The sequence below is a fragment of the Acinetobacter sp. ANC_7503 genome (genome assembly GCF_056780035.1).
This window is the reverse complement of sequence record NZ_JBWYJA010000002.1, coordinates 65,689-91,507: the sequence shown is the minus strand read 5'-3', so window position 1 is coordinate 91,507 and position 25,819 is coordinate 65,689. Positions and strand designations below refer to the sequence as shown.

The 25,819-nt window shown below is 38.5% G+C and carries 26 protein-coding genes; 11 read left to right on the top strand and 15 right to left on the bottom strand.

Annotated features, from left to right (window positions below; translation table 11 throughout):
* Nucleotides 1-14: 14 nt before the first annotated feature.
* Entirely contained in the window at nt 15-599 is a 585-nt protein-coding gene (locus AC1M9M_RS04360) for a YqiA/YcfP family alpha/beta fold hydrolase (RefSeq protein WP_481595710.1), read from the bottom strand.
* Nucleotides 600-847: 248 nt separating this feature from the next.
* Here AC1M9M_RS04360 and AC1M9M_RS04355 point away from each other — a divergent pair, with 248 nt between their 5' ends.
* A complete protein-coding gene (locus AC1M9M_RS04355; RefSeq protein WP_092766543.1) occupies nt 848-2,179 on the top strand; it encodes a PGAP1-like alpha/beta domain-containing protein in 1,332 nt (443 codons plus the stop codon).
* 43 nt (nt 2,180-2,222) lie between these two features.
* On the opposite strand, the gene AC1M9M_RS04350 is transcribed toward AC1M9M_RS04355, so the two are convergent.
* Together AC1M9M_RS04350 and gshA are read right to left on the bottom strand one after the other, a co-directional pair.
* The gene (locus AC1M9M_RS04350; RefSeq protein WP_092766544.1) at nt 2,223-2,723 is read right to left on the bottom strand and encodes a disulfide bond formation protein B; all 501 of its coding nucleotides are present in this window, start codon (nt 2,721-2,723) and stop codon (nt 2,223-2,225) included.
* Between the two features lie 18 nt (nt 2,724-2,741).
* On the bottom strand, nt 2,742-4,319 hold the full coding sequence (gshA, locus tag AC1M9M_RS04345; RefSeq protein ID WP_481595709.1) for a glutamate--cysteine ligase: 1,578 nt from the start codon (nt 4,317-4,319) through the stop codon (nt 2,742-2,744).
* Between the two features lie 212 nt (nt 4,320-4,531).
* Between gshA and AC1M9M_RS04340 the strand changes: the two genes are divergently transcribed.
* From AC1M9M_RS04340 to AC1M9M_RS04330, 3 genes are read left to right on the top strand one after another with little or no spacing between them, the layout of a single operon-like run.
* Nucleotides 4,532-5,071 (top strand): DUF924 family protein, encoded by a 540-nt coding sequence (locus AC1M9M_RS04340; RefSeq protein ID WP_035264779.1) that lies wholly within the window; start codon nt 4,532-4,534, stop codon nt 5,069-5,071.
* A gap of 35 nt (nt 5,072-5,106) precedes the next feature.
* Nucleotides 5,107-5,661, top strand: a complete 555-nt coding sequence (locus AC1M9M_RS04335) for a CC0125/CC1285 family lipoprotein (protein WP_481595708.1) — start codon at nt 5,107-5,109, stop codon at nt 5,659-5,661.
* Nucleotides 5,662-5,698: 37 nt separating this feature from the next.
* A complete protein-coding gene (locus AC1M9M_RS04330) occupies nt 5,699-7,006 on the top strand; it encodes a DUF445 domain-containing protein (protein ID WP_481595707.1) in 1,308 nt (435 codons plus the stop codon).
* 187 nt (nt 7,007-7,193) lie between these two features.
* Here AC1M9M_RS04330 and thrH read toward each other — a convergent pair whose 3' ends face one another.
* Genes thrH through AC1M9M_RS04315 form a run of 3 tightly spaced genes read right to left on the bottom strand, consistent with a single transcriptional unit; the run spans nt 7,194 to nt 9,221 of the window.
* A complete protein-coding gene (gene thrH, locus AC1M9M_RS04325) occupies nt 7,194-7,826 on the bottom strand; it encodes a bifunctional phosphoserine phosphatase/homoserine phosphotransferase ThrH (protein ID WP_092766549.1) in 633 nt (210 codons plus the stop codon).
* Between the two features lie 12 nt (nt 7,827-7,838).
* The gene (locus AC1M9M_RS04320) at nt 7,839-8,447 is read right to left on the bottom strand and encodes a LysE family translocator (protein WP_035264787.1); all 609 of its coding nucleotides are present in this window, start codon (nt 8,445-8,447) and stop codon (nt 7,839-7,841) included.
* Between the two features lie 3 nt (nt 8,448-8,450).
* The gene (locus AC1M9M_RS04315) at nt 8,451-9,221 is read right to left on the bottom strand and encodes a 2OG-Fe dioxygenase family protein (protein ID WP_481594522.1); all 771 of its coding nucleotides are present in this window, start codon (nt 9,219-9,221) and stop codon (nt 8,451-8,453) included.
* A 97-nt stretch (nt 9,222-9,318) separates the two neighbouring features.
* Between AC1M9M_RS04315 and AC1M9M_RS04310 the strand changes: the two genes are divergently transcribed.
* The 3 genes from AC1M9M_RS04310 to AC1M9M_RS04300 all read left to right on the top strand — a co-directional run bounded on the left by AC1M9M_RS04310 (nt 9,319) and on the right by AC1M9M_RS04300 (nt 12,982).
* Nucleotides 9,319-10,191: a LysR family transcriptional regulator gene (locus tag AC1M9M_RS04310; RefSeq protein WP_035264791.1), complete on the top strand. Its 873-nt coding sequence runs from the start codon at nt 9,319-9,321 to the stop codon at nt 10,189-10,191.
* A 155-nt stretch (nt 10,192-10,346) separates the two neighbouring features.
* Complete coding sequence (locus tag AC1M9M_RS04305) at nt 10,347-11,510, top strand: methionine aminotransferase (protein WP_481595706.1); 1,164 nt, start codon at nt 10,347-10,349, stop codon at nt 11,508-11,510.
* 104 nt (nt 11,511-11,614) lie between these two features.
* Nucleotides 11,615-12,982, top strand: a complete 1,368-nt coding sequence (locus AC1M9M_RS04300) for an MATE family efflux transporter (protein WP_092766554.1) — start codon at nt 11,615-11,617, stop codon at nt 12,980-12,982.
* Nucleotides 12,983-13,033: 51 nt separating this feature from the next.
* Here the strand turns inward: AC1M9M_RS04300 and AC1M9M_RS04295 are convergent, their stop codons facing one another.
* A complete protein-coding gene (locus AC1M9M_RS04295) occupies nt 13,034-13,879 on the bottom strand; it encodes an SDR family NAD(P)-dependent oxidoreductase (RefSeq protein WP_481595705.1) in 846 nt (281 codons plus the stop codon).
* 198 nt (nt 13,880-14,077) lie between these two features.
* On the opposite strand from AC1M9M_RS04295, the gene AC1M9M_RS04290 reads away from it, so the two are divergent.
* The 3 genes from AC1M9M_RS04290 (at nt 14,078) to phoR (ending at nt 17,075) form a co-directional block, all read left to right on the top strand.
* Entirely contained in the window at nt 14,078-14,764 is a 687-nt protein-coding gene (locus tag AC1M9M_RS04290) for a TetR/AcrR family transcriptional regulator (RefSeq protein ID WP_035264798.1), read from the top strand.
* Nucleotides 14,765-14,992: 228 nt separating this feature from the next.
* On the top strand, nt 14,993-15,703 hold the full coding sequence (gene phoB / locus AC1M9M_RS04285) for a phosphate regulon transcriptional regulator PhoB (protein WP_035264799.1): 711 nt from the start codon (nt 14,993-14,995) through the stop codon (nt 15,701-15,703).
* A gap of 10 nt (nt 15,704-15,713) precedes the next feature.
* Nucleotides 15,714-17,075: a phosphate regulon sensor histidine kinase PhoR gene (phoR, locus tag AC1M9M_RS04280; RefSeq protein WP_035264800.1), complete on the top strand. Its 1,362-nt coding sequence runs from the start codon at nt 15,714-15,716 to the stop codon at nt 17,073-17,075.
* Between the two features lie 41 nt (nt 17,076-17,116).
* On the opposite strand, the gene asd is transcribed toward phoR, so the two are convergent.
* From asd to AC1M9M_RS04255, 5 genes are all read right to left on the bottom strand, one after another.
* Entirely contained in the window at nt 17,117-17,965 is an 849-nt protein-coding gene (gene asd, locus AC1M9M_RS04275) for an archaetidylserine decarboxylase (protein WP_481595704.1), read from the bottom strand.
* Nucleotides 17,962-18,810 (bottom strand): sulfurtransferase, encoded by an 849-nt coding sequence (locus AC1M9M_RS04270; protein WP_180028378.1) that lies wholly within the window; start codon nt 18,808-18,810, stop codon nt 17,962-17,964. Before AC1M9M_RS04270 ends, asd begins: the two co-directional genes overlap by 4 nt.
* Nucleotides 18,811-18,921: 111 nt before the next feature.
* Nucleotides 18,922-20,124, bottom strand: a complete 1,203-nt coding sequence (pncB, locus tag AC1M9M_RS04265; protein WP_481595703.1) for a nicotinate phosphoribosyltransferase — start codon at nt 20,122-20,124, stop codon at nt 18,922-18,924.
* A gap of 140 nt (nt 20,125-20,264) precedes the next feature.
* Complete coding sequence (locus AC1M9M_RS04260) at nt 20,265-20,687, bottom strand: ankyrin repeat domain-containing protein (protein WP_481595788.1); 423 nt, start codon at nt 20,685-20,687, stop codon at nt 20,265-20,267.
* 193 nt (nt 20,688-20,880) lie between these two features.
* Nucleotides 20,881-22,395: a catalase gene (locus AC1M9M_RS04255; protein ID WP_481595702.1), complete on the bottom strand. Its 1,515-nt coding sequence runs from the start codon at nt 22,393-22,395 to the stop codon at nt 20,881-20,883.
* Between the two features lie 233 nt (nt 22,396-22,628).
* Here AC1M9M_RS04255 and dtd point away from each other — a divergent pair, with 233 nt between their 5' ends.
* A complete protein-coding gene (dtd, locus tag AC1M9M_RS04250; protein WP_481591978.1) occupies nt 22,629-23,069 on the top strand; it encodes a D-aminoacyl-tRNA deacylase in 441 nt (146 codons plus the stop codon).
* A gap of 92 nt (nt 23,070-23,161) precedes the next feature.
* On the opposite strand, the gene AC1M9M_RS04245 is transcribed toward dtd, so the two are convergent.
* The 3 genes from AC1M9M_RS04245 to serB form a co-directional block, all read right to left on the bottom strand.
* A complete protein-coding gene (locus tag AC1M9M_RS04245; RefSeq protein WP_481592791.1) occupies nt 23,162-23,641 on the bottom strand; it encodes an SCP-2 sterol transfer family protein in 480 nt (159 codons plus the stop codon).
* Nucleotides 23,642-23,831: 190 nt separating this feature from the next.
* A complete protein-coding gene (gene aciT, locus AC1M9M_RS04240) occupies nt 23,832-24,146 on the bottom strand; it encodes a ciprofloxacin tolerance protein AciT (RefSeq protein WP_035264816.1) in 315 nt (104 codons plus the stop codon).
* A gap of 413 nt (nt 24,147-24,559) precedes the next feature.
* Entirely contained in the window at nt 24,560-25,780 is a 1,221-nt protein-coding gene (serB, locus tag AC1M9M_RS04235) for a phosphoserine phosphatase SerB (protein WP_481595701.1), read from the bottom strand.
* Nucleotides 25,781-25,819 lie beyond the last annotated feature (39 nt).

Genomic DNA, 25,819 nt, shown 5'->3' with positions numbered 1-25,819 from the left:
GTTGAATTGTTTCCTTATTTTAAGCTGTCAGCTAAAAACTGATATACCAAGGGTATTTTATCCGCGAAATCATCCATCGCGTGATTGCCATATGTTTCTGTAATGAGGAACGCTTGATGACCATCGCAATTATAATAACGTTCCGCTTCACGATAATCCAAAACTTCATCACCTTGTTGTAACAAGACCAAGATTTTGTCTGCATCTTGCACAAACGGAACTGCCATATGCTCCAATTGATCAAGCTGAGCTTCATCTAACGACCAATTCGCAGTGACTGGATGAGGAAACTGCGCCGTTGAAAACAAGTTTCTAAATAATTTCCATGGTTGCATAGCGGGATTAATCAGTACAGCTGCGACTCCATGTTTCGCGGCAAGCTGCGTCGCATAAAATCCACCTAAACTGCTCCCAATCAAAACGACATTTGACATAGACTCGATGAGTGTCGAAATCAAAGTAATTACCTGATCAGGCGGCATATTTAAATCAGGCAAATGCACTTGTACATGTTCATGTCTTTCAAAATACTGACGAATCAGTTGCCCTTTAATCGAAAAAGGACTACTTTGAAATCCATGTAGATAGATAATATTCATGAACTGATTAATTGCATTTTCCTCAAAATTGTTCTAATTTTTATTGTGAATCATATCACATATTTGTTTCTCTTTTGTACGATAACAAATATTGTCAGACAAAAAAATTAGAGCCGATCTGAAATCAAAGTTATCTTAAAAATTGTTCGGGATGAACAACATAAGATAAATACAAGGAATTTTATACAGTGATCATTGCTAAAAATAAAGTGTCTTTAGATGATCATGCACTATCAGGATAAGACTAGATGCCGAGTTTAACGCCACTACATGAAACCTATTGTAAATGGGATCGATCTCCTCCAAGTCAGGCCGATGTGCTTGAAGGTTTGGCACAACTGGTCAGCACTCCAATTAACCTTGCTGTTCAAAATCTCATTCAATCACTTCAACGTGAAGTGCTCTTAACCGTATTTGGTTTAAGTAAAAAAACATCAAAAGAATTTCAAAAGAAAACGTACGTTCGAAAGTTATATCAATTTTCATATGACACGCTTCTAAATTACGGAAATTATTTGGTCGCACCAGCCCTGCGCAAAATCATTGATCAATTTCCGAAACTCCATGATAAGCCCCTCACGCCAAAAATGATTTTTTTGGTCAGTGCTCTTAATGGCGTGATTGGCGACTATTTACTCAAAAATCAAAATCCGTTGGCGATTACCAGTAATCTGTATGATCACTATGGAGAGTTACAACAGGGTGACCTGTCAGGTCGTGTCGTGATCTTTTGCCATGGTCTGTGCATGAATCATCTTGATTGGACCAATCGCAACTATGGCGGTATTGGTGAAAAACTGCTTGCACAACGCGACAACAACACCATGCTTTATTTGCATTACAACACTGGGCGCAGAATTTCAGCGAATGGTCGTTCGTTGGCCAATATGCTTGAAGACTTGGTAAAGCGCAATCCACGTATCACCAGCCTTGATTTAATCGGTCACAGTATGGGTGGTTTGGTTTCTCGAAGTGCTTTGTTTTATGGTAAACAAAATCTCCATCAATGGTTTCACATGGCAGAGAATTTGGTCTGCTTAGGTTCTCCACATCATGGTGCGGTTCTAGAACGTATTGGCTTTGCCGTTCAAGAAAAAATTGGACACTTTCCCATCATCAAGTTAGCCAGCCACATTGTGAATATTCGCAGTGATGGTATTTTGGATTTACGCCATGGTAGTGTCCGTGATGATGACTGGGAACACAATCACGCTCGTATTGGCATGATGGATGATAATCGTAAACCTGCACCGCTGCCTTCACATATCAATACATTCTTAGTAGCTGGAACAATTGAGTTTGAAAATCGTAAAAATCGTACACTTAAAGTCATTGGCGATTACTTAGTGAGTGTGCAAAGTGCTTTGGGTGAGCATCCAAATCCGCGATTCCAACTGAAATTGCCAGAATCACATAAAGCGGTGTTCTACGGGCTCAATCATATGGAAATTCAATACCATTCCAGTGTTGCTGAGCAAATCGTTAAATGGTTCTATCCACATCACGATGAATTAGCTGAAGAGCAAATCCGTAAATATTTAATCAAATTAGAAAGCATGGAAGGAATCGTAGAAACCTGACCATCTTCAATAAAAAAGCCAACTATTAGTTGGCTTTTTTATTTTAAGCAGAATACTTTCTGAATAACTGCCAAATCGAGATGATCACCAAAATACTAAAAAATACCAAAGACCACACAGGTAAAGACTGACCTAGGAAAGTCCAGTCTACTACCGCACATTCGCCTGATCCTGACAGCACTTGTTGAAGCACTGTTTTAAGCGGCAAAGCATCTACCAAATAATCTAAACCAGGCCCACAACTTGGCACTTTATCCGGAGGTAAACTCTGCAGCCAGACATGACGTGCAGCAACACCCGCTGACCATAAAATCGATAATGTCCCTAGGAAAGCATATACTCGTTTTAAACCATTACGGACGGGATTGTGTAGAAACGCAATAAAAGAAATCAGCCCCAATCCGATCAGACCTAACCGTTGAAATACACACAATGGACAAGGTTCAAGACCTTGGACATGTTCGAGATACAACGCGAAGGCCATTCCAATCACGCTGGCTATAAACAACAGGCCACTCACCATGCGGTAATTTTGCCACTGCATATACTTTCCTCAATATTTTTATCGATATGCTTTTAGATATTCTTTAAAGCTTAAACTAGACTCTGCTTCCAACTGTTGTTGCTGCTCAAGTGATTGCACTGTAAGTTGTTCAAAATAGGTGACTTTATCCTGAGATAACACATAATTTTGATAATGATCAGCATGTTGATGCGCGAGCACACTACCTAAGCTCCAAGTACCACTATGTTTTAGTGTATCTTCTACTATTTTCGCAGAGAAGGTTTCATCCACTTCATCTACTCGTGATTGCATAATTTGCATTGCATCAGAATACAACGAGGTCGAGTGAACTTGATCTAACGTTTCTGCTAAAGGCTGCATCTGTTTGAGATATTGATTTGCCCATGTCTCAATTTCAATTGATTGACCATTTTCAACAATGGCAGCATTTGGCGCACGTCCACGATTCACAACTTCTTGCTGGTTTTGTTCAATCACTTCAAGTTCATCATCTAGCAGCTCAGGACTGTCTTTTAATAAACAATAAAGCGCTAATACCTCTAAGAAGCCTGCAGTATCTTCATTAATACCAATAGGGCTGTATGGATTCACATCTACTGCGCGCAATTCTACATACCCTACACCACGGTTTGCTAATGCATCAGATGGTGTTTCACCAGACTGTGGTACTTGTTTAGGGCGTACAAGACTGTAGTACTCATTTTCAATTTGCAGTACGTGATCATTAATTTGGATCGGTTCGCCCGCTTCGTCATCTAATCCCAAACGACTGAAAGCAGCATAAGACGTTTTCACCGCCTTTTGTAAGCCTGCTAAATATCCTTTCAAATCATTGTAATGAATACCTAACTCTTTCTGCGCTGAGTTTTGATATCCAAAGCGCCCCATACGCAATGCAGTGGCATATGGCAAATACAATGTTCCCTTAATTAAAGGCAATAAATGATGTTCACGACCCGTCATAAAACAACGACAGACCGATGGGCTTGCACCTATCAAAAACATAACCAATGGGGTTAAACGAATGAAATTTCGAATTAAAGCGAAATATCGATGGCTGCGATAATCCTGCAAACTGAGCTGTTTTAAAGCTTCATCTTGCTCGTTTGCTTGCAACTGCTCAAACAACGCATCAGGGAATGAAACATTGTAATGTACACCTGAAATCGTCTGCATACGACGACCATAACGTACACCTAAACCACGACGGTATAAGGTTTTGAATTTACCAATATTGGACGAGCCATATTGCGCAAGACGAATACTTTCTTCTTCATCATCCAACATACATGGCATCGACATTGGCCATAGCTTTTCACCATCTTCTAGATGTCGATGAGTGAAAGCATGAATATCTTCTAAGTAGCTTAATGCTTCAGGAATTGAAGATTGAGGAGGCGTAATAAACTCAAGTAAGGCTTCAGAATAATCTGTCGTAATATGAGGATGAGTTAACGCAGAGCCTAAACCCTTAGGATGATCTTTCTGGGAGATAAAGCCATCACTTTGCATCCTTAGGCTTTCGCGCTCAATGCCTCGTAACATACCTTTAAACACCGTCGAATCCACCCAATTTGGTAAAATTGTTTCAGAGAGCGCTTCGGGTTGACTCATTACTTACTCGCTTATCTAGAAGAACGACTGAGATAAAAAATTATTGATTTATATCAAGTATACCGTGATTTATATTCGCAAATGCAGTTTGCATATACATTTCAGTTGGATAAACCTTTTATTTTGGCAAATTTTTAACACAATCTTAGTCTTTAAGACATCTGAAATTTGTGATTTTATTGCAGAATAAATGCTAACAAACTGTAAAGAATATGAATTATCACAACGTTATAGATTTTTGGTTCAGTGCTGAAACTCAACCGCATTGGTTTGCGAAAAGCGATGCTTTCGATCAACTTATTCAAGCGCAATTTGGTCACACCATCCAACAAGCTGCCGCAGGCGAACTATGGACATGGCGGGAAACTGCTTTAGGACGCTTAGCAGAAATCATTGTCTTGGATCAATTTTCTCGTAATGTTTATCGTGGCAAAGCTGAATCTTTTGCCCAAGATCCATTAGCACTTGGGCTAGCTCAAGAAGCGGTTCGTCTTGGTTTAGATCTCGAACTGGAACCTGAACAACGTAGCTTCTTATATATGCCTTTCATGCATAGCGAATCAAAAATCATTCACACTCAAGCGCTTCGTTTGTTTGAGGCATTAGGCAACCCTGTAAATTTAGACTTTGAGAAAAAGCATCAAGTCATCATTGAACGTTTCGGCCGCTATCCTCATCGTAATGAAATTTTAAATCGTCTCTCTACGCCTGAGGAAATAGAATTCTTAAAACAGCCAAACAGTAGCTTCTAAATTGATATTGACACAACAGACTTCAGGAGAGCGAAATGAAAAACTTATGCATGATTTTGGGATTATCTGGCATGCTCCTGCTGTCTGGTTGTGCCACGACGCCAAGTAAACCGCGTACATTTGATCAGCTTGGGCAATTCGCAACTATTCCCTTGAACCAATCAACGTATCGTATTAGTTTTCAAGGCTCATCTAACATGAGCTATGGTACAGCTGAAGAAATAACCTTACTTAAAGCTGCACAAACAACAGTCAAACAGGGCTTTCATTTTTTTAAAGTCCAAGATGATCCAAGCAATCGCACACAACAACCACCTCGTCAAGCTGTGGTTTATTCCAATCCTTACCCGTATGGTTATGGATATCGTAGACATCCTATGTTCTTTGATCCTTTTTATGATGTGCCACAGGTGGTCAGTTTAGAGCCAGTTCAAGTAGCCTATACCATCACCTGTTTTAAAGATCAAAAAACAGCACCTCAAGATGCTTTTGATGCACGTTTAATTTTACAGGCCTTAGGGTCTAAATATGGTTTAAGTGCTACAGGCGACGTACTGCCTGTACAAACACAGCCTTCTCTATCACAATAAAATAATATTAATACAACAGCTTACATAGGAATTATGCATGAGTGCATCACCAACAATGACTACCCCTAGTCTGGATCGAAGCAAACGATTTGCCATGATCGCACTGGTTGTCGCTGTATTGGCTTGGATATCGCTCATGGTGGCTGCCAAAATTTTTCCAGAATATGTTTGGCTTATTCATATTTTAATGTTGTCTGCTGAAGCAGGTGTGGTTGGTGGTTTAGCAGATTGGTATGCCATTACGGTTTTGTTTCGGAACCCATTCGGCCGTATCCCTATTCCTAAGTTTTTAAAAGATCACACCGAAATTATTCCACGTAACAAAGCGCGTATTGCAGAATCCATGGGACGTTTTGTTCAAGAAAACTTCCTATCGCCACAGATTGTGGCAAAAAGCTTGAGTCAAACAGATGTGAGTTTGGCAGTAGGACAATGGCTAGCCAATCCAGATAACAATCGTCAAGTGACTCAAGTGATTCAACAGACAGTGCCTAAAGTTTTTGAATTTGTTGGACAAGAACAAGTCGGTAGGTTTATTCAAACTAACAGTGTGCAATGGGTAAAGAACACTCAAATCAATACCCTGGCCAGTGAAATGATTCGTGCCGTATTAGAAAATGACTTCCACCAAGATGTTTTACAACGTGGTCTCGATGTTGCGCACGGTTGGGTGATTTCACATCCTGAACAAACTCGGGAGCTAACCCGCACCCTATTTAAAGAACTCGGAGTGTGGCGTTTAGCCAAAGGCGCAAGTTGGATCGGTATCGATGTTCAACAAAGAACGATTGACTCTTTAATAGAGCGTGTCGAGTCAATGTTGGCAGATCCAGAGCATCCATGGCGTCAAAAAATTGAGAGTATTGCACAGCATTTAATGACTGAACTGGCAAATCCTGAAAGTCAGGCGAGTCTTAAATTAAATGAAACTAAAAATGCATTGTTAGATAGTCCTCAAGTTTTAAATTTTATTACTGGTGCCGTCGTCATTCTGTGCAATGCCATTCGTGAAGATTTGGAGAAAGCAGATTCAGGTATAGCTGAAAATTTACGTGTTGCGATTCAACAAGTCGGTCAAAACATCATTTCCAATCCTGCATTACGCCAATTATTAAATGAAAAAATGAGTTCAATGGCAGTCAATCTCAGTGATCAATACAGCGAAAAAGTCATTTTATTTATCAGTGAACGCATTCACGAATGGGACTCACGAGAAATGATCGATAAAATTGAAAATGAAGTCGGTGGTGACTTACATATGATTCGCGTCAACGGTGTTGTCGTTGGTGCATTTATCGGTTTAGTGTTAGGGATCATCCGAGCAGCAGTTGAATTTTTGATTTAACTTAGAAATGAAATTTAAATTTGGTCGCTGACTAAAATTGAATTCATTGTGAATTGACGTCATCAAAAAGCCCATTTCTGCATGAATGGGCTGTATTTATTATTCTTAATCCATTTAAAGAACTAAGCTATCATTAGAGTCATTCCTATCTGCTTCATCTTATATAAACCATAATAATATTATAAGGTTACATAATTTTTTTACGATTTAAATGTGAAATAATATCTTGATAAGAGTCTACTTTACAAAAATAAGCTGGGGAGTTCTTTCTCACGTCTTCTGAGGGTTGAAATAAAAAACCATAATCAACTAAATGCAACATCGAAAAATCATTGAATGCATCACCGATCGCAATACTATTGGTCATTGAAACGTTTTCTTTTTGGAACTTTACAATAATTTCATGTTTCCCTTTATCTCGTGTATACAGAACATTTTCTATAAATCCATCTGGTCCAATTTCTAAGTGATGACAATATGTATTTTTAACAGGAAGATTTAATTTTTCAAAAAAGGGAAATAAAAACTCATAAAAGCAATCTGAAATAATGTTAACTTCAAAATTTTCAGCCTTTTGCAAATATTCTAAAAACTCCTTAGCATCTGGAATGACATCCAGTTCTTTAATGTCATCGATTAATTGTTTTAAAGGAATTTTATTTTCTTTCAGTAAATTAATTCTAAATTCCATCAGAGACTTATAGTCTGCGACTTCTCGAGTTGTAATCGCCAACTCTGGGATATTGTATACATTTGAAAAGTGTTTCCATATTTCAGGGACAAGAACACCTTCCATATCGATAAAAGCCATCTTTTTCATATTGCTACCCTATTATTGAAATTTAGCAAACAGAAGTGCTATCCCTAGCAGACATAATACAGTTCCAATCACTCTGTTAATCTGTACTTGCTTAGCTAACATTTTCTGTCTTAAAACAATCGATGAAAAAAGCAAAGCCACCAATCCAAACCATAAAAAATGAGCAAAAGACATAAATAGCCCATAACCGACCAGAATCGCTTTCGGCGTACTCACACTGATGATCTGAGTGTATGTACTAATCACAAATAAAGTCGTTTTAGGATTAAGTGCATTGGTGAAAAAGCCATATTTCACTGCTTGAAAAGGATTAATTGCAGCAGTTGATGACGTCTCGACAACCGGACTTTGTACAAAAGTTTTATAACCGATATAGATGAGATAGATGGCTCCAATATACTTCACAATATTTAGAATTTGAGGTGTATACGCCATGACAAATGCGACAGCAATGAGCGTATAAGTCACATGAATCAACACACCTAAAGAAATTCCCAGTGAAGTGAGAACACCTATCCTTCTACCATATAAGTAACTGTTTTTTGTCACGATAGCGAAATCAGCACCAGGACTCACAACAGCGAGTATGGTGATGAGAATAACTGCTATAAACTCACCCATTCATTATGCCTTTTTAAACGTGATCACTAATACATCTCTTAATCCAATATCACCCAACGTAAAATCATTGACTTTGATTTCCGTTACGCTGTGATAGACCTGATGATCATCCACAAGTGCGATATCTAAAAAATTTTCAAGCATAAATTCTGCTTTCAAATTCTTATTTAAGTCATAAATTCGGGTCATTCCACCCTGAACATTTTGACGGTTGATCATGGCCATTAAAACGAAATCCACCCCATCTCGATGTATCCCCTCAGGGGTTGGCTTACCACTATCGTTAAATTTTGCTTCAATGCGAAATTGATGCGCTTCGATAAACCAATTTTCAGTTTCAATTTCTGAAAAGGTGAGATATGCAAATTGTAGTAAATTTCTAAAAATTGGATTTTCAATTGTATTTTTATCAATCTCTGAAAAATATCTCGCAATTCCACCATTCAAAGTGTTGTATTCAATCGTCTGAAAATGAGGAATATAAGAATTTTTCAGTAAAATTTTATGCTTATCATTAATAGTAAAAGTTGCATGTTTTCTTGTTCGATATTTACCTTTATCCGACATAAATTGATCTAAATCTAGAGCGTTCCAACTGTCTATAAAATCACTGACATCTTGCTCATTAACATCGTGAAAATTATTATTTTTCTGTATTTCTTGGAATGTATTTAAATCAATAAACGCATAACCCTTTTTGATTATCTCTTTTGAATATGTGTATTCATGGAGATGCTGCTTGTTAAATGGACTGAATTTTAATATATTTTCCATTGTATTAGCTTTATTTTGCTTTTGGTAATCTTCATTTTGAACAAAAGTTAAAAAAATAAAATCAATAAAATCGACTAAAAATATATGAGTTTTTGGAATGATAGAAAAAATATCTTTGAATTCACTGAAGTTTTTTTATTTTGTCGCTAAATACAGCAGTGTCACGATTGCAGCAAAGAAATTATTTGTTACGCAAAGTGCCGTCAGTAAGCAAATTTACAATCTCGAAGAAATATTAAATATCACATTATTTGAACGACGAAATAAAACCTTGATACTCACCAAAGAAGGAGAAACTCTTTTTCATTGCGCTCAGAATATTTTCAATCAATTGGATGATTGTTTAATTGGACTAACTCAAAATAAAACTGAAAACAAACAATTGGTACTGTCCTGTGAACCAACCATTTCGATGAAGTGGTTAATTCCACGACTTGTTGAATTTAAAAAACTTGGACATGATTTTGAAGTGGTTTTGCTCACAGGTGGTGGTGTAGTCGACTTTGAAAAAGATAATATCGATATCGCAATACGAAGAAATGATTTTGAATGGGGATCGCATCTGTTTAGTGAGAAAATTGGCGATGAATATATTGTGGCAGTCCAAGCATCTCACCACCCTAAAACCAAAGAATTGTTAATTTCTAAATCACGCCCTTATTTTTCAAAAAAATTACACCAATTGGATGAACTCAAAGATATTCTGAAGAAACATTCCAAAATAGAATTAGAGCATTTTTACTTATGTTTAGAAGGCTGCTTGGCTGGCCTAGGAAAGACGATCATTTCTATCTACATGATTGAAAAAGAATTAGAGCTCAAGTCTGTAAAAAAAATAACACCAATTCTTCAGGATGGTTCTGCCTATTATCTACTGTCCCATACTAGATTTATTGAAGATCCTCGGAAGATTATTTTTTTAAATTGGTTAAAAAATGAAATGAAGCAAAGTCAGATCAATCATTTTTAACATGAGATCACATAGATCATCTAAGGTTTTAAACTTAATTGAAGATCATTAGAATCTTATGAAAATTAAAACGAATATGTCGCAGATATTTGTATTTAGTGCAGGCATTTCAACTGCTAAACTACGAAGAAACGGGCTAAATATTACTATCCAGCATGATTAAAATTGAATCTAAATTACCAGACTTAGGTGTCACTATTTTTAGCGTGATGTCAGCACTCGCCCAAAAGTTGAACGCGTTAAATCTTTCTCAAGGTTTTCCTGATTTTCCACCTCCTCCTGAATTAATTGCAGCTTTAGCTCAAGCCACACAACAAGGCTATAACCAATATCCACCTGGTGACGGTCTGCTGAGTTTAAGACAAAAAATTGCAGCCCAATTCTGCCAACGAGACCAAGTCGATTTAGACCCGATCAGCGAAATCACCATTACACCTGGTGCAACGACTGCAATTTTGTGTGCGATTCAAGCTGTTGTAAATGCTGGAGATGAAGTAATTATTTTCGATCCTGCTTATGATAGTTATGCACCTGCAGTGAAACTCGCTGGGGCGCAAGCGATCCATATCAACTTGGTACATCCAGACTTCCATGTTGACTGGAATGTGGTGAAAGATCGAATAAATGAACGAACGCGATTAATCATTGTAAATACACCACATAATCCCTCAGGTGCAATTTGGTCCAAGCAAGATTGGCAACAACTGATCGAGTTGATTCAGGATAAAAACATTTGTGTACTATCTGACGAGGTCTATGAACATTTAGTGTTTGATGGTCAACAACATTATTCTGCGCTTAGTTTTCCTGAACTTCGAGATCGTAGTTTTGTGATTGGTTCATTCGGAAAAACGTTTCATGTTACTGGTTGGAAAACTGGATATTGCGTTGCACCTCAGGCACTGATGAAAGTATTTCGTCAAATTTATCAATTTGCCAATTTCTGTGGTGTCCATCCGATTCAAATCGCGCTTAATCAATTCATCGAACAACATCCTGAACATATTTTAGATCTCCCCAATTTTTATCAAGCTAAACGTGACTTATTCATCCATGGAATTCAACATTCAAAATTTCAATATGTGCCGTCACCAGGAACTTATTTTCAAAACTTAGATTTCAGTACACTAAGACCTGAGCTCACAGATATAGAAATGTGCCAATATCTTGCAGAACAACACAAACTGGTAGCGATTCCTATATCAGTGTTTTATCAACAGCCACCTCAAGATCTGAAGCTCATTCGGGTCTGTTTTGCAAAACGAGAGGAAACCTTGCATCTTGCAGGAGAAATTTTAACGAAGGTTCAATCACAATAACGAAAAGAGACGAGACGGATTACTTTATTACTAAAGCAATTTGAATGATAAGGTGCTAAGGTCAATCCGTTGATATAGAAAACAATAATGGATAAGACTTATATATGGCGAGAACCTTACGGCCGATTGATGAACCTGGTTTCTGGAAAGTTTTTTTAGTTTTTTTAGTTCCGCTGATTGCAACCAATATCCTGCAAAATTTATCCGGCACAATTAATACGATCTTCGTCGGGCAAATGATGGGCGTTCAAGCAATTGCTGCTGTTTCCGTCTTCTTCCCTATTTTGTTCTGTCTCTTGGCTTTTGTAATTGGGCTTTCGGCTGGCTCGACGGTATTGGTTGGTCAAGCGTGGGGAGCACAAAATTTAGAAAAAGTAAGAGCGGTTGTCGGCTCTACTATTTTTATGACATTGATCGGCGGGACGATTATTGCCATTTTAGGTGTTCTATCTGCACGCCACATTCTTGAGGCCTTGGGCACAGACCCAAGTGTCATGCATTTATCTTTGCCTTATGTTCAATGGATGTTAGCAGGTAGCCCACTCCTTTTTATTTATATTATTTATACCTCTATCTTACGTGGTGTCGGTGATAGCATTACACCTCTCATCGCTTTGGGAATGACCAGTTTAATTGGGCTCTTTATTACCCCTGTTCTCATCGCTGGATATTTTGGATTTCCTCAATTGGGTATCATTGCACCTGCCATCGCCACGATTGTGGGTTATCTGGCCGTGCTTATTTTTCTGTACGTTTATTTAAATAAAAAAAATCATCCATTACGTCCAGATTTAGCAATGTGTAAACATGTACGCCACAATCCTGAACTGAGCAAAATTATTCTCAGACTTGGCGTTCCTACAGGCATTCAAATGGTCACGACCTCTGTGGCAGGATTAGTCATTGTCGGCTTGGTCAATCGCTATGGTTCAGAAGCAACAGCTGCTTATGGCGCAGTTAATCAGGTTTTGAACTACATCCAATTCCCTGCTCTGTCTATCGCAATTGCTGCCTCTATTTTTGGGGCTCAAGCGATCGGTGCAGGTAAAGCGGATTCTTTATCACGTGTAACTAAAACAGCACTGGGGATGAATTTTGTCTTTACAGGCGGGCTCGTAATCTTGGCTTATTTGTTCTCAAAATATCTCATGGCATTATTTATTACAGATGAAAAAGTCGTGATACTCGGGCAACAATTATTGTTTATTGTGCTGTGGTCAATTTTATTTTTTGGCGCGAGTGCTATTTTCGCCTCAATTATGCGTGCAAGTGGCACTGTGACTATGCCAATGATCATCAATATTGTAGCCATACTCTGTATAGAACTCCCAGCAGCTTATCTATTTAGCGCATGGTGGGGGCTGGCGGGAATCTGGTACGCTTATGCTTTGGCTTTCGTTTGCTTATGTGTGATGCAAGGTTTGTATTATCAATTTGTTTGGAAAAAGAAAACTGTTCAAGTACTAATTTAAATTAGAAATCAAGAAAATAAAAAACCCGCATGACGCGGGTTTTTTTAACGATTATTTAGAATCGAAACGTTTACTCATTTTAGTCGCAAATGCAGTCACTTTTTGATAGCCCGTTGGCATCACACGTTGCATTAAATCAATCACTTTCGCATCGTTACCAATCAGTAAACGACGGCGATCTTTTTGCACTGCTTCTAGAATTTGACGCGCTGCTTCTTCAGGTGGACAACGTAATAATTTATCAAATGTCTGTGCAGATTTCTGTGGATTCATGCCCAAAGATTTTAAACTGTCATTCATTTTTGCAGCTTTCGCAATATTGGTACGAATGCCACCTGGATGTACGCAAAGCGCGCTCACACCCACATTTTCAATATCTAGCTCTTGACGAAGAGATTCAGTGAAACCACGTACAGCAAATTTAGTTGCATTATACGCAGACTGAGTTGGTTGCGCAGTTAAACCGAATAAACTTGAAATGTTGATAATGTGTCCATCACCTGTTTTCTTAATATATGGTAAGAATTCTTTGGTGCCGTACACGACACCCCAGAAGTTAATGTTAACAATCCATTCCAACTCTTCGTATGTTGCGCCTTCAACGGTCGAACCCAATGCCACCCCAGCATTGTTGAAAATCATGTTCACTGAACCATGATTCTGTACAGTTTCAGCCGCCCATGCTTTAACTTCGTCACGATTCGCAACATCTACTTTCTTGGTTGTGACTCGTACATTTGCATTCCTCGTCAGTTCAACTGTTTCTGCTAAGCCCTTTTCATTTACGTCACTTAAAGACAAATGACAACCTTGCTTGGCCAGTAACACCGCAAGTTGTTGACCAATACCAGAACCTGCACCTGTGATTGCAGCCACTTTGTTTTTAAAATTTTTCATTGTGAATCCTTTTTTTGATTTTTATGCACCACAGCGTTGATCTGGGTCATTCATGTTCACTATAATTTTGACAATTATTATTGTCAATGTAACTATCGACCATTTTTATTGTTACTATAGGCCAATTTAGTATCTTTAGCTGATCAGTACTCTATACTGACCGCAGCATAACACTTTTATAAAAAGACTCGAATTGCTATGAACCCAGAGAACCTCACTCCATCAGAACACGAGCAAGCGATTGAAAAGCCTCCCGCAAAAGAGCGTCAATTTAAAGGGATGTCCTTAACTGAACGCAAACAAGCACGCCGTGAGAAACTTATTGAAGCGGGTATTGAAGCATATGGAACTCATGGTTTTTTCTCAGTAACCGTTAAAGATATTTGCACACAAGCGAAATTAACTGAACGTTACTTTTATGAATCTTTTAAGAAAAGTGAAAACTTATTCCAAACGATCTTTTTAGAACTGATTGAGAAGCTTCAACAAACATTAATGCAAGCTATTATGAAAGCCTCTCCTGAGCCTCTCAACATGATTGATGCAGGTCTAAATGCGTTCTTTAGTTTTTTAGAAGATGATCCGCGTACCGCTCGGATTATTTATATTGATGCAATGCTCGTCCAAGAACTTCATAATCATGCAACCATTCAAGAAACAATGGGCCGTTTCGACCGAATGATTCATGCCTTTGTCACATTAATGATGCCACATACCCATCTCACTGAAAAAGAGATCTCCTTGATTGCAACTGGTCTAAATGGCTATGTCACTCAAGTTGCTGTTCGCTGGGTAGTAGGTGGTTTTAAACTTCCACGTGCTGAGGTCGTTCAGGCATGTAAAACCGTTTTTCTCGCCCTATTGAATGATCTAATGAAAAAGTAGCATCAAATTAAGATGAAGAAATTGTGACAAATCGTAAGTAAATTTAAGGTATTGATTTAATTTCAGATTAATAAATATCAATGAGACAAAATATCAGCCTAATTGTCACAAAACATTGCTATATTTAACTTCGATTTCCATCTTGCAATGATACTGTCATAATTAATCTTTGTAATAAGCCTGTCATAAATATAAAACGGTTCACCGTTCATCATAGGATATTGCGTTGTGAAAGATGACTACATTTTAATTGTCGACGACGAGCTCCCAATTCGGGAAATGATCCATACTTCTTTAGATATGGCAGGCTTTCAATGCTTGGAAGCAGAAGATGCGAAACAAGCACATCAAATGATTGTTGATCAACGTCCAGCGCTTATCCTACTCGACTGGATGTTACCGGGTGGCGTGAGTGGCGTAGATTTGTGTCGTCGCCTTAAGCGTGATGAAACACTTTCAGAAATTCCAGTCATTATGTTGACTGCGCGTGGCGAAGAAGACCATAAAGTTCAAGGTCTTGATGCTGGAGCAGATGACTATATGACGAAACCATTTTCAACACGTGAGTTGGTATCCCGTATTAAAGCGGTGTTAAGACGTGCAAATGCGTTAAATGGCGAAAAAACCATTGATGCAAATGGCTTAATTCTTGACCCAGTAAGCCAACGTGTCAGCTATAATCAAAATATTCTTGATATGGGGCCAACAGAATATCGTCTATTGGCATTCTTTATGACTCATCCAGAACGTGCCTATACCCGTGCTCAATTACTTGATCAGGTATGGGGTGGAAATGTGTATATTGAAGACAGAACCATCGACGTCCATATCCGTCGCTTACGTAAGGTGCTCGAACCTTATGGTGCAGACCGTTATGTTCAAACTGTGCGTGGTACTGGCTATCGTTTTTCAACACGAGCTGATGTTGCTTTAGGTTAATTTAGATTTTATGTACGAACCCTACCCCGTCCCAGAATTGGCACGTGAACATCAAAAGTTTCTATATAGCAGTTTATGGACTTTTGCCAAGCAAGACTTACGTTTACTGGTATTTCTACTGATTATTGCGGGCTGTATCGGGTTAGGGATTGGATATCTTTGGATATGCTTAGGCATTGCCTGTCTCATATTTTTTGGTATCCAATTACGCTCATTATATTTAGTCAATGATTGGATTTCGAATCGTCCTTACGATGTACCACCAAATTTAAATGGAATCTGGGGGGCATTACTGTTCAATGTATATCGGGCTCAACGCCAAGAACGTATTGTTCAGTCTGAAATGGTTGGACTGATCGATCGAACTCAATCTTCTCTCGTAGCTTTATCAGAAGCGATTATTCTTACGGATGATTCCCATCAAATCGAATGGTGGAATCCTGCTGCGGAAAAACTATTTGGGATTCAAGCTGTTGATCGTGGCCGTAACCTGCTCACGATTATTCGCCAACCTGATTTTATTGAGTATTTTCATAATACCCATCAAGCACCAGATGGTGTAAAAATTAAATTGGTGAACCATGATAATAAGTATGCGCAAATTAAACTGACTCGCTTTGGCAATGAAAGTCGCCTCTTAGTTGCGCACGACATTACCCGTATGAAAAATCTCGAGCAAATGCGTTCAGATTTTGTTGACAATATTTCACATGAATTAAGAACACCACTCACAGTGTTAAGTGGGTATATCGAAACATTCACAGATCAAGAAGATATCAATCCGCGCTGGAAACGTGCCTTTGAACAAATGCAATCGCAAACTAAACGCATGAATGCATTGGTCAATGATCTTTTGCTTTTGTCTCGTTTAGAAAATGAAAAACAAATTGCGAAAAATCAAATTATCGAAATGCCAAGTTTAATGAACCATCTGTTCGATGATGCGCAAGCTTACAATATTGATTATGGTCATACACTTAACCTTGATATAGACAGCCACTGTGACTTAATTGGTTCAGATATGGAATTGGCGAGTGCATTTAGCAACTTAATTACCAATGCCATAAAGTACACCCCGAAAGGTGGCACCATCACCATCGGCTGGCATGATGATGGAGAACGTGGCTATTTTTCTGTTCAGGATACTGGTATTGGAATTGATCCAAAACACTTACCGCGTTTAACTGAGCGTTTTTATCGTGTGGATAGTGCACGCAGTCGTCAAACAGGTGGTACTGGTTTAGGCCTTGCCATCGTTAAGCACGTACTTATGCAACATGGCGCACATATTGAAATCGAGTCGAAAGAAAACGAAGGCTCTACATTTATTGCCGTGTTTCCCAAAGAACGCTTGTATAAAATGCACGAATAAAAAAAAGCGCCTTAGGCGCTTTTCTTATTCAAAAGATATACTCAAATAAGATGACCCAACGCTTCACCCATTACTACAGTTGAGTTCGCCTTAAATGCTTGGTCCCATTGCATTTTATCTTTCTCAAACAAAACTACAGCCGTTGAACCCAAATAAAAACGTCCGAGCTCATCACCTTTTTCAAGTTTCATCGCATGATGGTTCAGCTCTAAGCGACCTGTTGGTTTTACTTTACCTGTCGCAACAGTTTCAATTCCAGCAACAATCATTGCGCCAACTAAAACAACAGCCATACGACCAATATCAGTATCGAATAAACATACCATTCGTTCATTACGTGCAAACAAACCCGGAATATTTTCAGCTGTAGTTTGGTTGACTGAAAATAATTCACCTGGAATATATAAAGTTTCAGTCAATGTACCAGAATAAGGCATATGCACACGATGATAATCACGCGGTGATAAGTACACTGTTGCAAATTCACCATTTTTGAATGGTGCTGCCAATTGAGGATCACCAATTAACTTTTCAACTGAAAAGCTTTGACCTTTTGCCTGAAAAATATCGCCCTCATTGATTTTACCTAATTGTGAAATTGCACCGTCTGCAGGTGACACGACACTTTTAGGATTAGGATCAATTGAACGAACGCCTGTTTTCAAAGAGCGAGTGAAAAACTCATTAAAGGATTTAAATTTCAAGGCATTTTGTTGCTCAGCAATTGACATATCAATGCCATATTTTGCTTTAAATGCTTGAATGACAACATTCTTTAATACTGAGTTTTCACTGGCTGCGACTTTACCCACCAAACGGCTGAGTTTTTGTTGCGGGACGATTTGCTGCGCTTGAATAAATAGTTTCTTTTTTAAATTTGTCAGACTCACTCAGGTGACTCTCCAGTAATGATTGGACTGTCGAGGCGGTTGCCCCACTCGCTCCACGCACCATCATAAGCTTGGATATCCCAACCCAGTAATCGACCAATAATGTAAGCTAAACCTGAACGGTGATGAGACTGACAATATACGACGACTGGCTGATCAAATTGAAAGCCCAATTGTTCTAAACGTTGTTGCGTGCGTTCTAAGGGGTGCAATTTTAAATGATTTTGACGATTAAGTGCAGTACTCCACTCAAAATGTCTAGCCGTTGGAATATGTCCACCACGACGTGCCGCGAGACGTTGCCCGGTATACTCCTCAGCCGTTCGGCAGTCCCATACTTGGCAAGTTTTATTTTCAATTTTTTTTATTAAAGTTGAATAATCAATACGGTGTTGATCAACATTGGATGTCTTAACTTGAAAAAGACATGTGACTGGCTGAACCTCTTCAACTTCTGAAGAAGTAGGATAGTTGGCGCCTAACCACGCATGAATACCACCATTTAATAAACTGGTGTTATAAAAACCCATACAGTGTAGATTCCAGATCAGTCGACCAGCCCATGCCCCACCTTCATCATCATAGACCACGACATGATGCTCAGGTGATATGTTTAATATCTGGACTAGCTGCTGAAGCCCTTCATCATCAGGCAATAAACCCGTAGTTTGTTCCTCTTGGCGCACTAAAAATTTTGGCTTCAGATGTATAGCATGCGGAATATGTAATTGCTCATAGACCGAACTTCGGGTCAAATCAACAATACGTAACTTTTCACTTCCTAAATGAGGAACAAGTTGTTCTGCTTCAATGAGCAGACCGAAATCAAAAGCGTTAGTGGTCATATTTATTGAATAGTTCTATTGGCCTTGTTCAAATCTTAGCACAAGACTTTTTCAAAATTATTCTGATTTTTTGCATGGTATTAGCAAAAAATCAGAAAAGGGAAATTATGATTAAGGAGACTCAACATCAAATACCTGACGCAAATATGCGAGGAAGGTATCATTATCAGTCATCGTTTTTCCTGGACTATCAGAGAGTTTAGCTACCGATTGACCATTGCATTCGACTAACTTTAGAACAATATTCAAAGCAGTTTGTCCCATATCATTGGTGAGGTTAGTACCAATCCCGAAACTCACTTGGAAACGATCTTTAAAATATTGATGCAAATCCCATGCCTTCTCTAAGTTTAGACCATCACTGAAAGTGAGCATTTTAGTTTTGCTGTCAATTTTTAATTTTTTATAATGTGCGTAGGCTTTATCGCCCCACTCATATGGATCACCACTGTCATGTCGTAGACCATCAAACAATTTGGCAAAATACAAATCAAAGTCTCTTAGGAATGCATCCATACCAACAACATCTGTCAGTGCAATACCTAAATCTCCGCGATATTCCTGCACCCAAGTTTCAAGTGCAGCTTTTTGGAAATCACGTAAGCGAACATCCAGTGCTTGGAAAGCTTGTAAAAATTCATGTGCCATCGTACCAATGGGTGTAATACCCAACTGCTTTGCCAATAAAACATTACTTGTGCCACGAAAAATATGTGGTGCAGCCTTATTAAACTCTTCCACCACATGTTTCTGCCAGTCAAAACTATAGCGACGGCGTGTTCCAAAATCGGAAACAAGAAATGGTGGATCATTCGGTTGTTGACTACTTTCATAGTGTTTCAACAATTCAATTTTAGCTTTAAGACGGCGCTCTCCTTCTGCCAATACCTGCTTATCGCGAATACGACGAAAATAGAGTTCATTGACGATTGCAAGCACGAAAATTTCAAACATCATTGCTTGAACCATAGGTCCTTCGATACGAATATCTAAACGGCCTTGATCATCGATACTGGCTTTAATAAAGCGGCGCTTAAGTTGGAATAATTCTAAATAGTCTACAAAATCACTTTTAATAAAGCGTAAACTTCTTAAATATTGTAATTCATCTTCTTTAAATTTGAGCTGACACAGTAAATCTAACTGTTCGTTCAGTTCATCTAATATATCCACGAGTGGATAGGCTGTATCTTCAAGGTTACGACAACGAAATTGATAGACACTATCCGTTTGAGGAAATTGATGTAATACCACTTGTAACATCGTGAATTTATACAAGTCAGTATCAAGTAAGGATTGAATAATGGCAGACATATTATTTTTCAGTTTTTAGCAACTTATTGCATTAAAGCACATTTTGTTGCGATTCATAGCTCGTTTTAGTAATTGTCGAAGATTATTCGACTAATTACTAAAACTTAAACTGATTATTTTTTTGCATTGTCTTGACTATATCACTCAGTCAAAGCTTTCAATGCTTTATCTTGCCCAATAACTTTTGCGAATTCTTCTGTGGTCTTGTGTCCTGTCTGTTTTGCTTGAGCATCACAATCGACCTGGCGTAATTGTTTGGCAATCGACCATTCAAGCTTAAAGATAGCACCCATCAAAGCTGTATTACCCTTATTATCACGAGCACAGCGGTCTGCGCCGTTTTCCAATAGAGTCGTTACAATATCTTGATGACCATAGTAGGTCGCCATCATTAATGGTGTAAAACCAGCATGGTTTTTAATATTGACTGGAAAACCATGTTTCAAAAATTCATGAATAACTTCTTTGTTTCCTGTTTTCGCTGCTGCAAAAAATAAGTCAATCACTTCTTTCTGATCTGATTGTTGTGAGCTACTGACAGACGTCGTTTGAGCGTGAAGCATTACTGAACTTAAACTCAGTAAAGCGATTAATAAACTATATACAATATTTTTCATTCTTCCCTCACCTGAGTTTAAATTCGATAACGAGTGCCTGTAAAACTCCCCTAGGGTTGCAGGAAAGGAATTGAGTTTTACAGGACTTTTTTGAGGTGACACCTTAGACCCTAATCACCAATTCAAGGACTAATCTTGATTAGTCTTTTAAAGCTGCCGCTTTCGCTTTAACAGTCGCTAAGTTACCGTTTACAGCTTTAGTCATACGTGTGCCGTAATCCGCATCTGCTTTATAGAAATAAGACAACATGATGTGTTTAGTTTCTGAATCTTTTACGTTACCAAGATCAGCTGCTAAGTTCATAATGAGGTCAGATTTCTCTTTAGCAGAGTATGAACGGTATAAATCACCCGCTTGCTTAAAGTTTTGCTCTTTCACACCACGTTGCTGAACTGTGCCAGAAAGTGGAGTTTCAACAGCACGTGCTTTAGGAGTCGATGGTTTTGGCTCCATACGGCTTGGTTCATAGTTCACATTAGATGAAGTTGCACCAACATTCATATAACCGTCTTGGTTATTGTTGTTCACATTTACCAATGGACGGTTTACTGGAATTTGCTGGTGATTTGCACCTAAACGGTACATTTGTGTATCAGAGTAAGAGAAGATACGACCTTGAAGTAAGCGGTCTTCTGATGGCTCGATACCTGGTACTAAATTACCCGGAGCCATTGCCACTTGTTCCGTTTCTTGGAAGAAATTCTTCGGCATACGATTTAACGTCAAAGTACCCACTTTTGTTTCTGGTACTAAATCAGTAGGCCAGATTTTAGTTGGATCAAGTGGATCGAAATCGAAGCTATTCAAATCTTTAGGATCCAATACTTGGATATAAAGATCCCATTTCGGGAAATTGCCCGCATTGATGTTCTTATAAAGATCATTCGTTAAGTGGTTGAAGTCTTTACCTTGTAATTCAGCAGCTTCTTTAACGTTTAGACCTTTAACACCTTGCTTAGAACGGAAGTTAAATTTAACGTATTTATATTCGCCTTTGTCGTTGTACAATTTAAATGCATGTACACCGAAACCGTCTTGTTCACGGTAGCTCGTAGGAACACCTTGGTTACCATATACATAAGTCAACATATTTGTTGCCCATGGCTGGCTAGACAAGAAGTCAAATACGCGATTAGCGTCTTGAACGTTGTCAATTGGGCTTGGTTTCATTGCGTGGATGAAGTCTGGGAACTTGATCGCATCACGAATGAAGAATACAGGCGTTTGGTTACCAACTAAATCCCAGTTACCTTCTTGAGTATAAAACTTAATTGCGAAGCCATGTGGGTCACGTAAAGTTTCTGGAGAATGCTTACCATGAATTACTGTAGAGAAGCGTAAGAATACTGGAGTTTTCGTACCTGCTTTGAAAAGTGAAGCAATAGTAAGATCTGATAAATCTTTAGTTGCAACGAATTCACCATAAGCTCCCGTACCACGTGCGTGTACAACACGCTCAGGGATACGCTCACGACCGAAACGTTGAAGTTTTTGAATCAACTGTACATCTTGTAATAATACAGAACCATTTGGACCTGCAGTGATTGAGTTTTGGTTATCACCCACTGGTGCGCCGTTATCTTTTGTTAATGGTGCAGCTGATGCTGCTGTCGCAGTTGCAAGCATTGCAACCAACATTGAACGCTTAAACATCGTTTTCTCTCTCAAATTTACCTTTCCTGCACGCGTAAATTACCTTCTTTAACAAAATTGGTAAAAAGGTTAATTTTTATTATTTCAATCGCTTTATTAGATCAAAAGTATATACTCCGATTAATTATTTTTTTATCAATGACTTATGAGGATTGATGACGACTTTATCCCTTTTCTTTTTTCCAATTTGATACAATTCATTTGAATTAAAAAACATCAAACTTGGTTGAATTATGCGTGCTTTACTCCAACGCGTCCTTGAAGCGAAAGTCGTTGTGGATGGTGAGATTACTGGTCAAATCGAAAAAGGGATTTTAGTTTTTATTGGTATTGGCAAAGAAGATAACTTTGAAAAAGGTAAGAAGCTCATCGATAAGATTTTAAAATACCGTTTTTTTGATGATGACCAAGGAAAAATGGGTTGGAATCTTAGCCAAGCCGGAGGCGGATTATTATTAGTCTCGCAATTTACCCTGATGGCACAAACCCAAAAAGGTTTGCGTCCTGACTTCGGCCCTGCAATGCCGCCTCTCGAAGCAAAAGAACTGTATGAACAGTTAGTTGAATACGCAAAATCTCAGTTTGAACTTGTACAAACAGGAATCTTTGCAGCGGATATGAAAGTGCATCTCATCAATGATGGTCCGGTAACCTTCAATCTTGAAGTTGAATGACTAGAAAAGCCCTCTGATGAGGGCTTTTTTTCTTGCATTTCAATACTCATCTCTAGAATCAAAACGAGAAAAGTCCGTATTTAGGTGCTGTATTACTTACCTGTCTTTTCTTTAATAAATTGACGAGCAAATTGTATTTTTTCTTTTACAGGTTTAGGAATTTTTGGTGGAATTAATTTAGCGACTTGGTTAAACCATACCAATAAGCTGAAATCACCTTCCATTTTAATACTGCCATTTTGCATACCCGTCATGAATGCAGTTGGATCACCTTTCAACAGGGTTTTAACACCTTGCTCGCTATCAGCAAACTGAAGTACGAAATCTGCTTTCTCTGCATCACCTGAAACAGAATCAATCTGACCATTGTTGACTAAAATCTGACGTGCAACACCGAGGTCTGTACCTATTTGAATACGGAACTGACGATCATGAATTAACTCAATAAATTTTGGACTCGTACGTGACAATTGTTTCATACGCAACGCCAAACCTAACACCAAAAGGTCTAGTGGATCTGTGCTTGCATCAACGATAGGTAATTTCACAACAGGTATTGAAGATAGTTTCATGACAATTTAAGTCCGTTTTTTTAATATCAAAAATAATTGATTCATCCTAGCATATCTTATAAGTAAGGAAATGCAGCTTTGTTTAACAAAACGTATAGGCAAAAAAAAGGTATATCATTTTGATACACCTTTAAATATAAAATTGTTACCACGCAGTTTTGGTCTACATATCATTTGTCATGAGTAGGATTTAATCGTCCTCATATACAGGAGTATGTTCAATATAACGACGATTTTCTAAAGCCTTTTGCGCACGACTATCTTCGCGAAGTAAGAAAGCCGTTAAAGCCACCATGGCTAAGCTAATCGCTGTTAAATAACTATATGCCAAAGACATGTCAAAGACGTGTTGGACACTATAACGAATACCTTCAAGTAAACCCCAGAAGACCATACCCGCCAACATAAACCCTAGCCAATGACGATAAGGTGAAAAGAATACGGCCGCCAATGCTACAGCGATCAGAGCAAATCCGAGTATCGTTGCAAAAGTTAAAGTGACCATAAAAATCTCCGTCAAAATTTAGATGTTTCAAATACTGCCTAATGGTGTTTCACAACAAATTAAATAACGCTTCACTTTCTTCAATGGTCTTGTTGGCGTTTATGAAAGCATTATGGTGAGTTTTTTTCAGAAAAAAAGACCTGATGCTTTTGTAAGCGACACATATTGTCGCAACATTCTTTTGTCATTACATTTTTTAAGATTAGACATTTTTCATAGAGTCAGAATCAGTCAAACTTGGCGTGTCATTACAAAAAAATACCTCGTAATTTTTTGTCAAAAACATCTTTTTTTCGATGATGACCATCTGTTTTTTCGTCTGAACTTAGCTGATTAAAATTTGTCTAAGAATGATTCACTTAGATAAAAAAAAGCGACCATTTGGTCGCCTTTTTAATAAGCTTTTTTTGATTTTAAGCTCGACTTAAATCTTTATCATGTACACCTAACAGGTACAGAACACCATCCAATCCAACACTTGAGATGGCTTGATTTGCATTTTGACGCACCAATGGTTTAGCACGGAATGCAACGCCCAAGCCCGCTATAGAGAGCATTGGCAAATCATTTGCACCATCACCTACTGCAATCGTTTGCTCAAGTGAAATGCCCATTTCATCCGCAATTTGGCCTAATAAAAATGCTTTACGAGCGCCATCCACAATATGCCCTTTAACTTCGCCAGTGACCTGCCCATCTTGAACATCCAAGATATTGGCATGAACTTCATCAATCCCAAGTTTTTCTTGTAAATATTCAGCGAAGTATTGGAAGCCACCAGATAAAATAGCCGTACGATAACCCAAAGATTTCAGGGTTGAAATAAGACGTTCTGCACCTTCAGTAATCGTTAAACGTTCTGCAATTTTAGGCAATACAGAAGCATCCATACCTTTCAGTAGTGCCACACGCGCACGGAAACTGCTCTGAAAGTCCAGTTCACCTTGCATAGCACGCTCAGTAATTTCTGCGACTTGTTCACCGACACCTGCTTCAATTGCCAGCTCATCAATTACTTCTTGTTCGATCAGGGTTGAATCCATATCAAAGCAAACTAAACGACGATTACGACGGTACGGCGTGTCTTCTTGTACTGCAACATCGACACTTAATTCATTTGATAAACTTAAACATGCCGCTCGCATCGCTGCAGCATCTAACATCTGACCGCTCAAACCAAATTGCACACAAGCACGTTTTGGTTCATTTTCAAAATGATTTAACGTTGGGCGTCCAGACAAACGGGTGACTGTTTCAATATTAAAGCCTTGACTCGAAACAATATTAGTCACTGCTTGCAAATGTGCTGCAGTAAGTTCAGGTGCCAATGCCGTCACGATATATCGTGTACGTCCACCCTCTTTCACCCATTGCTCATAATCTTCTGAATCGATCGGTTTAAAGCGCACAGTAAGACCAATATCGTGTGCTAAAATCAGAATATCTTTCATGGCCAAAGCCGTTGCTGTCTGGTCTTCGGAAGCAACCACGATGCCGAGAGTCAATTGGTTATGGATAACTGCTTGTCCTACATCTAAAATTTGCAAAGAATGTACGGACAACACCTGCATCAATCGAGTAAACTGATTCGGTTGGTCAGGTCCTAAAAATGAAATAAGAATGATTTCTCGCATGAATTGACTCGGGTCTGAGCTACGAATATTGTAAGAATC

What these genes read in the sequence shown, in the direction of transcription:
- phoR (WP_035264800.1), top strand. Translation starts at nt 15,714, where the DNA reads ATGTACGAACCCTACCCCGTCCCAGAATTGGCACGTGAACATCAAAAG.
- thrH (WP_092766549.1), bottom strand. Translation starts at nt 7,826, where the DNA reads ATGAAAAAGATGGCTTTTATCGATATGGAAGGTGTTCTTGTCCCTGAA.
- AC1M9M_RS04320 (WP_035264787.1), bottom strand. Translation starts at nt 8,447, where the DNA reads ATGGGTGAGTTTATAGCAGTTATTCTCATCACCATACTCGCTGTTGTG.
- AC1M9M_RS04260 (WP_481595788.1), bottom strand. Translation starts at nt 20,687, where the DNA reads ATGCTTCACGCTCAAACGACGTCTGTCAGTAGCTCACAACAATCAGAT.
- AC1M9M_RS04305 (WP_481595706.1), top strand. Translation starts at nt 10,347, where the DNA reads ATGATTAAAATTGAATCTAAATTACCAGACTTAGGTGTCACTATTTTT.
- AC1M9M_RS04340 (WP_035264779.1), top strand. Translation starts at nt 4,532, where the DNA reads ATGAATTATCACAACGTTATAGATTTTTGGTTCAGTGCTGAAACTCAA.
- aciT (WP_035264816.1), bottom strand. Translation starts at nt 24,146, where the DNA reads ATGGTCACTTTAACTTTTGCAACGATACTCGGATTTGCTCTGATCGCT.
- AC1M9M_RS04335 (WP_481595708.1), top strand. Translation starts at nt 5,107, where the DNA reads ATGAAAAACTTATGCATGATTTTGGGATTATCTGGCATGCTCCTGCTG.
- AC1M9M_RS04350 (WP_092766544.1), bottom strand. Translation starts at nt 2,723, where the DNA reads ATGCAGTGGCAAAATTACCGCATGGTGAGTGGCCTGTTGTTTATAGCC.
- AC1M9M_RS04315 (WP_481594522.1), bottom strand. Translation starts at nt 9,221, where the DNA reads ATGGAAAATATATTAAAATTCAGTCCATTTAACAAGCAGCATCTCCAT.
- AC1M9M_RS04310 (WP_035264791.1), top strand. Translation starts at nt 9,319, where the DNA reads ATGATAGAAAAAATATCTTTGAATTCACTGAAGTTTTTTTATTTTGTC.
- AC1M9M_RS04270 (WP_180028378.1), bottom strand. Translation starts at nt 18,810, where the DNA reads ATGACCACTAACGCTTTTGATTTCGGTCTGCTCATTGAAGCAGAACAA.
- AC1M9M_RS04290 (WP_035264798.1), top strand. Translation starts at nt 14,078, where the DNA reads ATGAACCCAGAGAACCTCACTCCATCAGAACACGAGCAAGCGATTGAA.
- pncB (WP_481595703.1), bottom strand. Translation starts at nt 20,124, where the DNA reads ATGTCTGCCATTATTCAATCCTTACTTGATACTGACTTGTATAAATTC.
- gshA (WP_481595709.1), bottom strand. Translation starts at nt 4,319, where the DNA reads ATGAGTCAACCCGAAGCGCTCTCTGAAACAATTTTACCAAATTGGGTG.
- AC1M9M_RS04360 (WP_481595710.1), bottom strand. Translation starts at nt 599, where the DNA reads ATGAATATTATCTATCTACATGGATTTCAAAGTAGTCCTTTTTCGATT.
- AC1M9M_RS04245 (WP_481592791.1), bottom strand. Translation starts at nt 23,641, where the DNA reads ATGAAACTATCTTCAATACCTGTTGTGAAATTACCTATCGTTGATGCA.
- AC1M9M_RS04295 (WP_481595705.1), bottom strand. Translation starts at nt 13,879, where the DNA reads ATGAAAAATTTTAAAAACAAAGTGGCTGCAATCACAGGTGCAGGTTCT.
- AC1M9M_RS04300 (WP_092766554.1), top strand. Translation starts at nt 11,615, where the DNA reads ATGGCGAGAACCTTACGGCCGATTGATGAACCTGGTTTCTGGAAAGTT.
- serB (WP_481595701.1), bottom strand. Translation starts at nt 25,780, where the DNA reads ATGCGAGAAATCATTCTTATTTCATTTTTAGGACCTGACCAACCGAAT.
- AC1M9M_RS04330 (WP_481595707.1), top strand. Translation starts at nt 5,699, where the DNA reads ATGAGTGCATCACCAACAATGACTACCCCTAGTCTGGATCGAAGCAAA.
- dtd (WP_481591978.1), top strand. Translation starts at nt 22,629, where the DNA reads ATGCGTGCTTTACTCCAACGCGTCCTTGAAGCGAAAGTCGTTGTGGAT.
- AC1M9M_RS04355 (WP_092766543.1), top strand. Translation starts at nt 848, where the DNA reads ATGCCGAGTTTAACGCCACTACATGAAACCTATTGTAAATGGGATCGA.
- AC1M9M_RS04255 (WP_481595702.1), bottom strand. Translation starts at nt 22,395, where the DNA reads ATGTTTAAGCGTTCAATGTTGGTTGCAATGCTTGCAACTGCGACAGCA.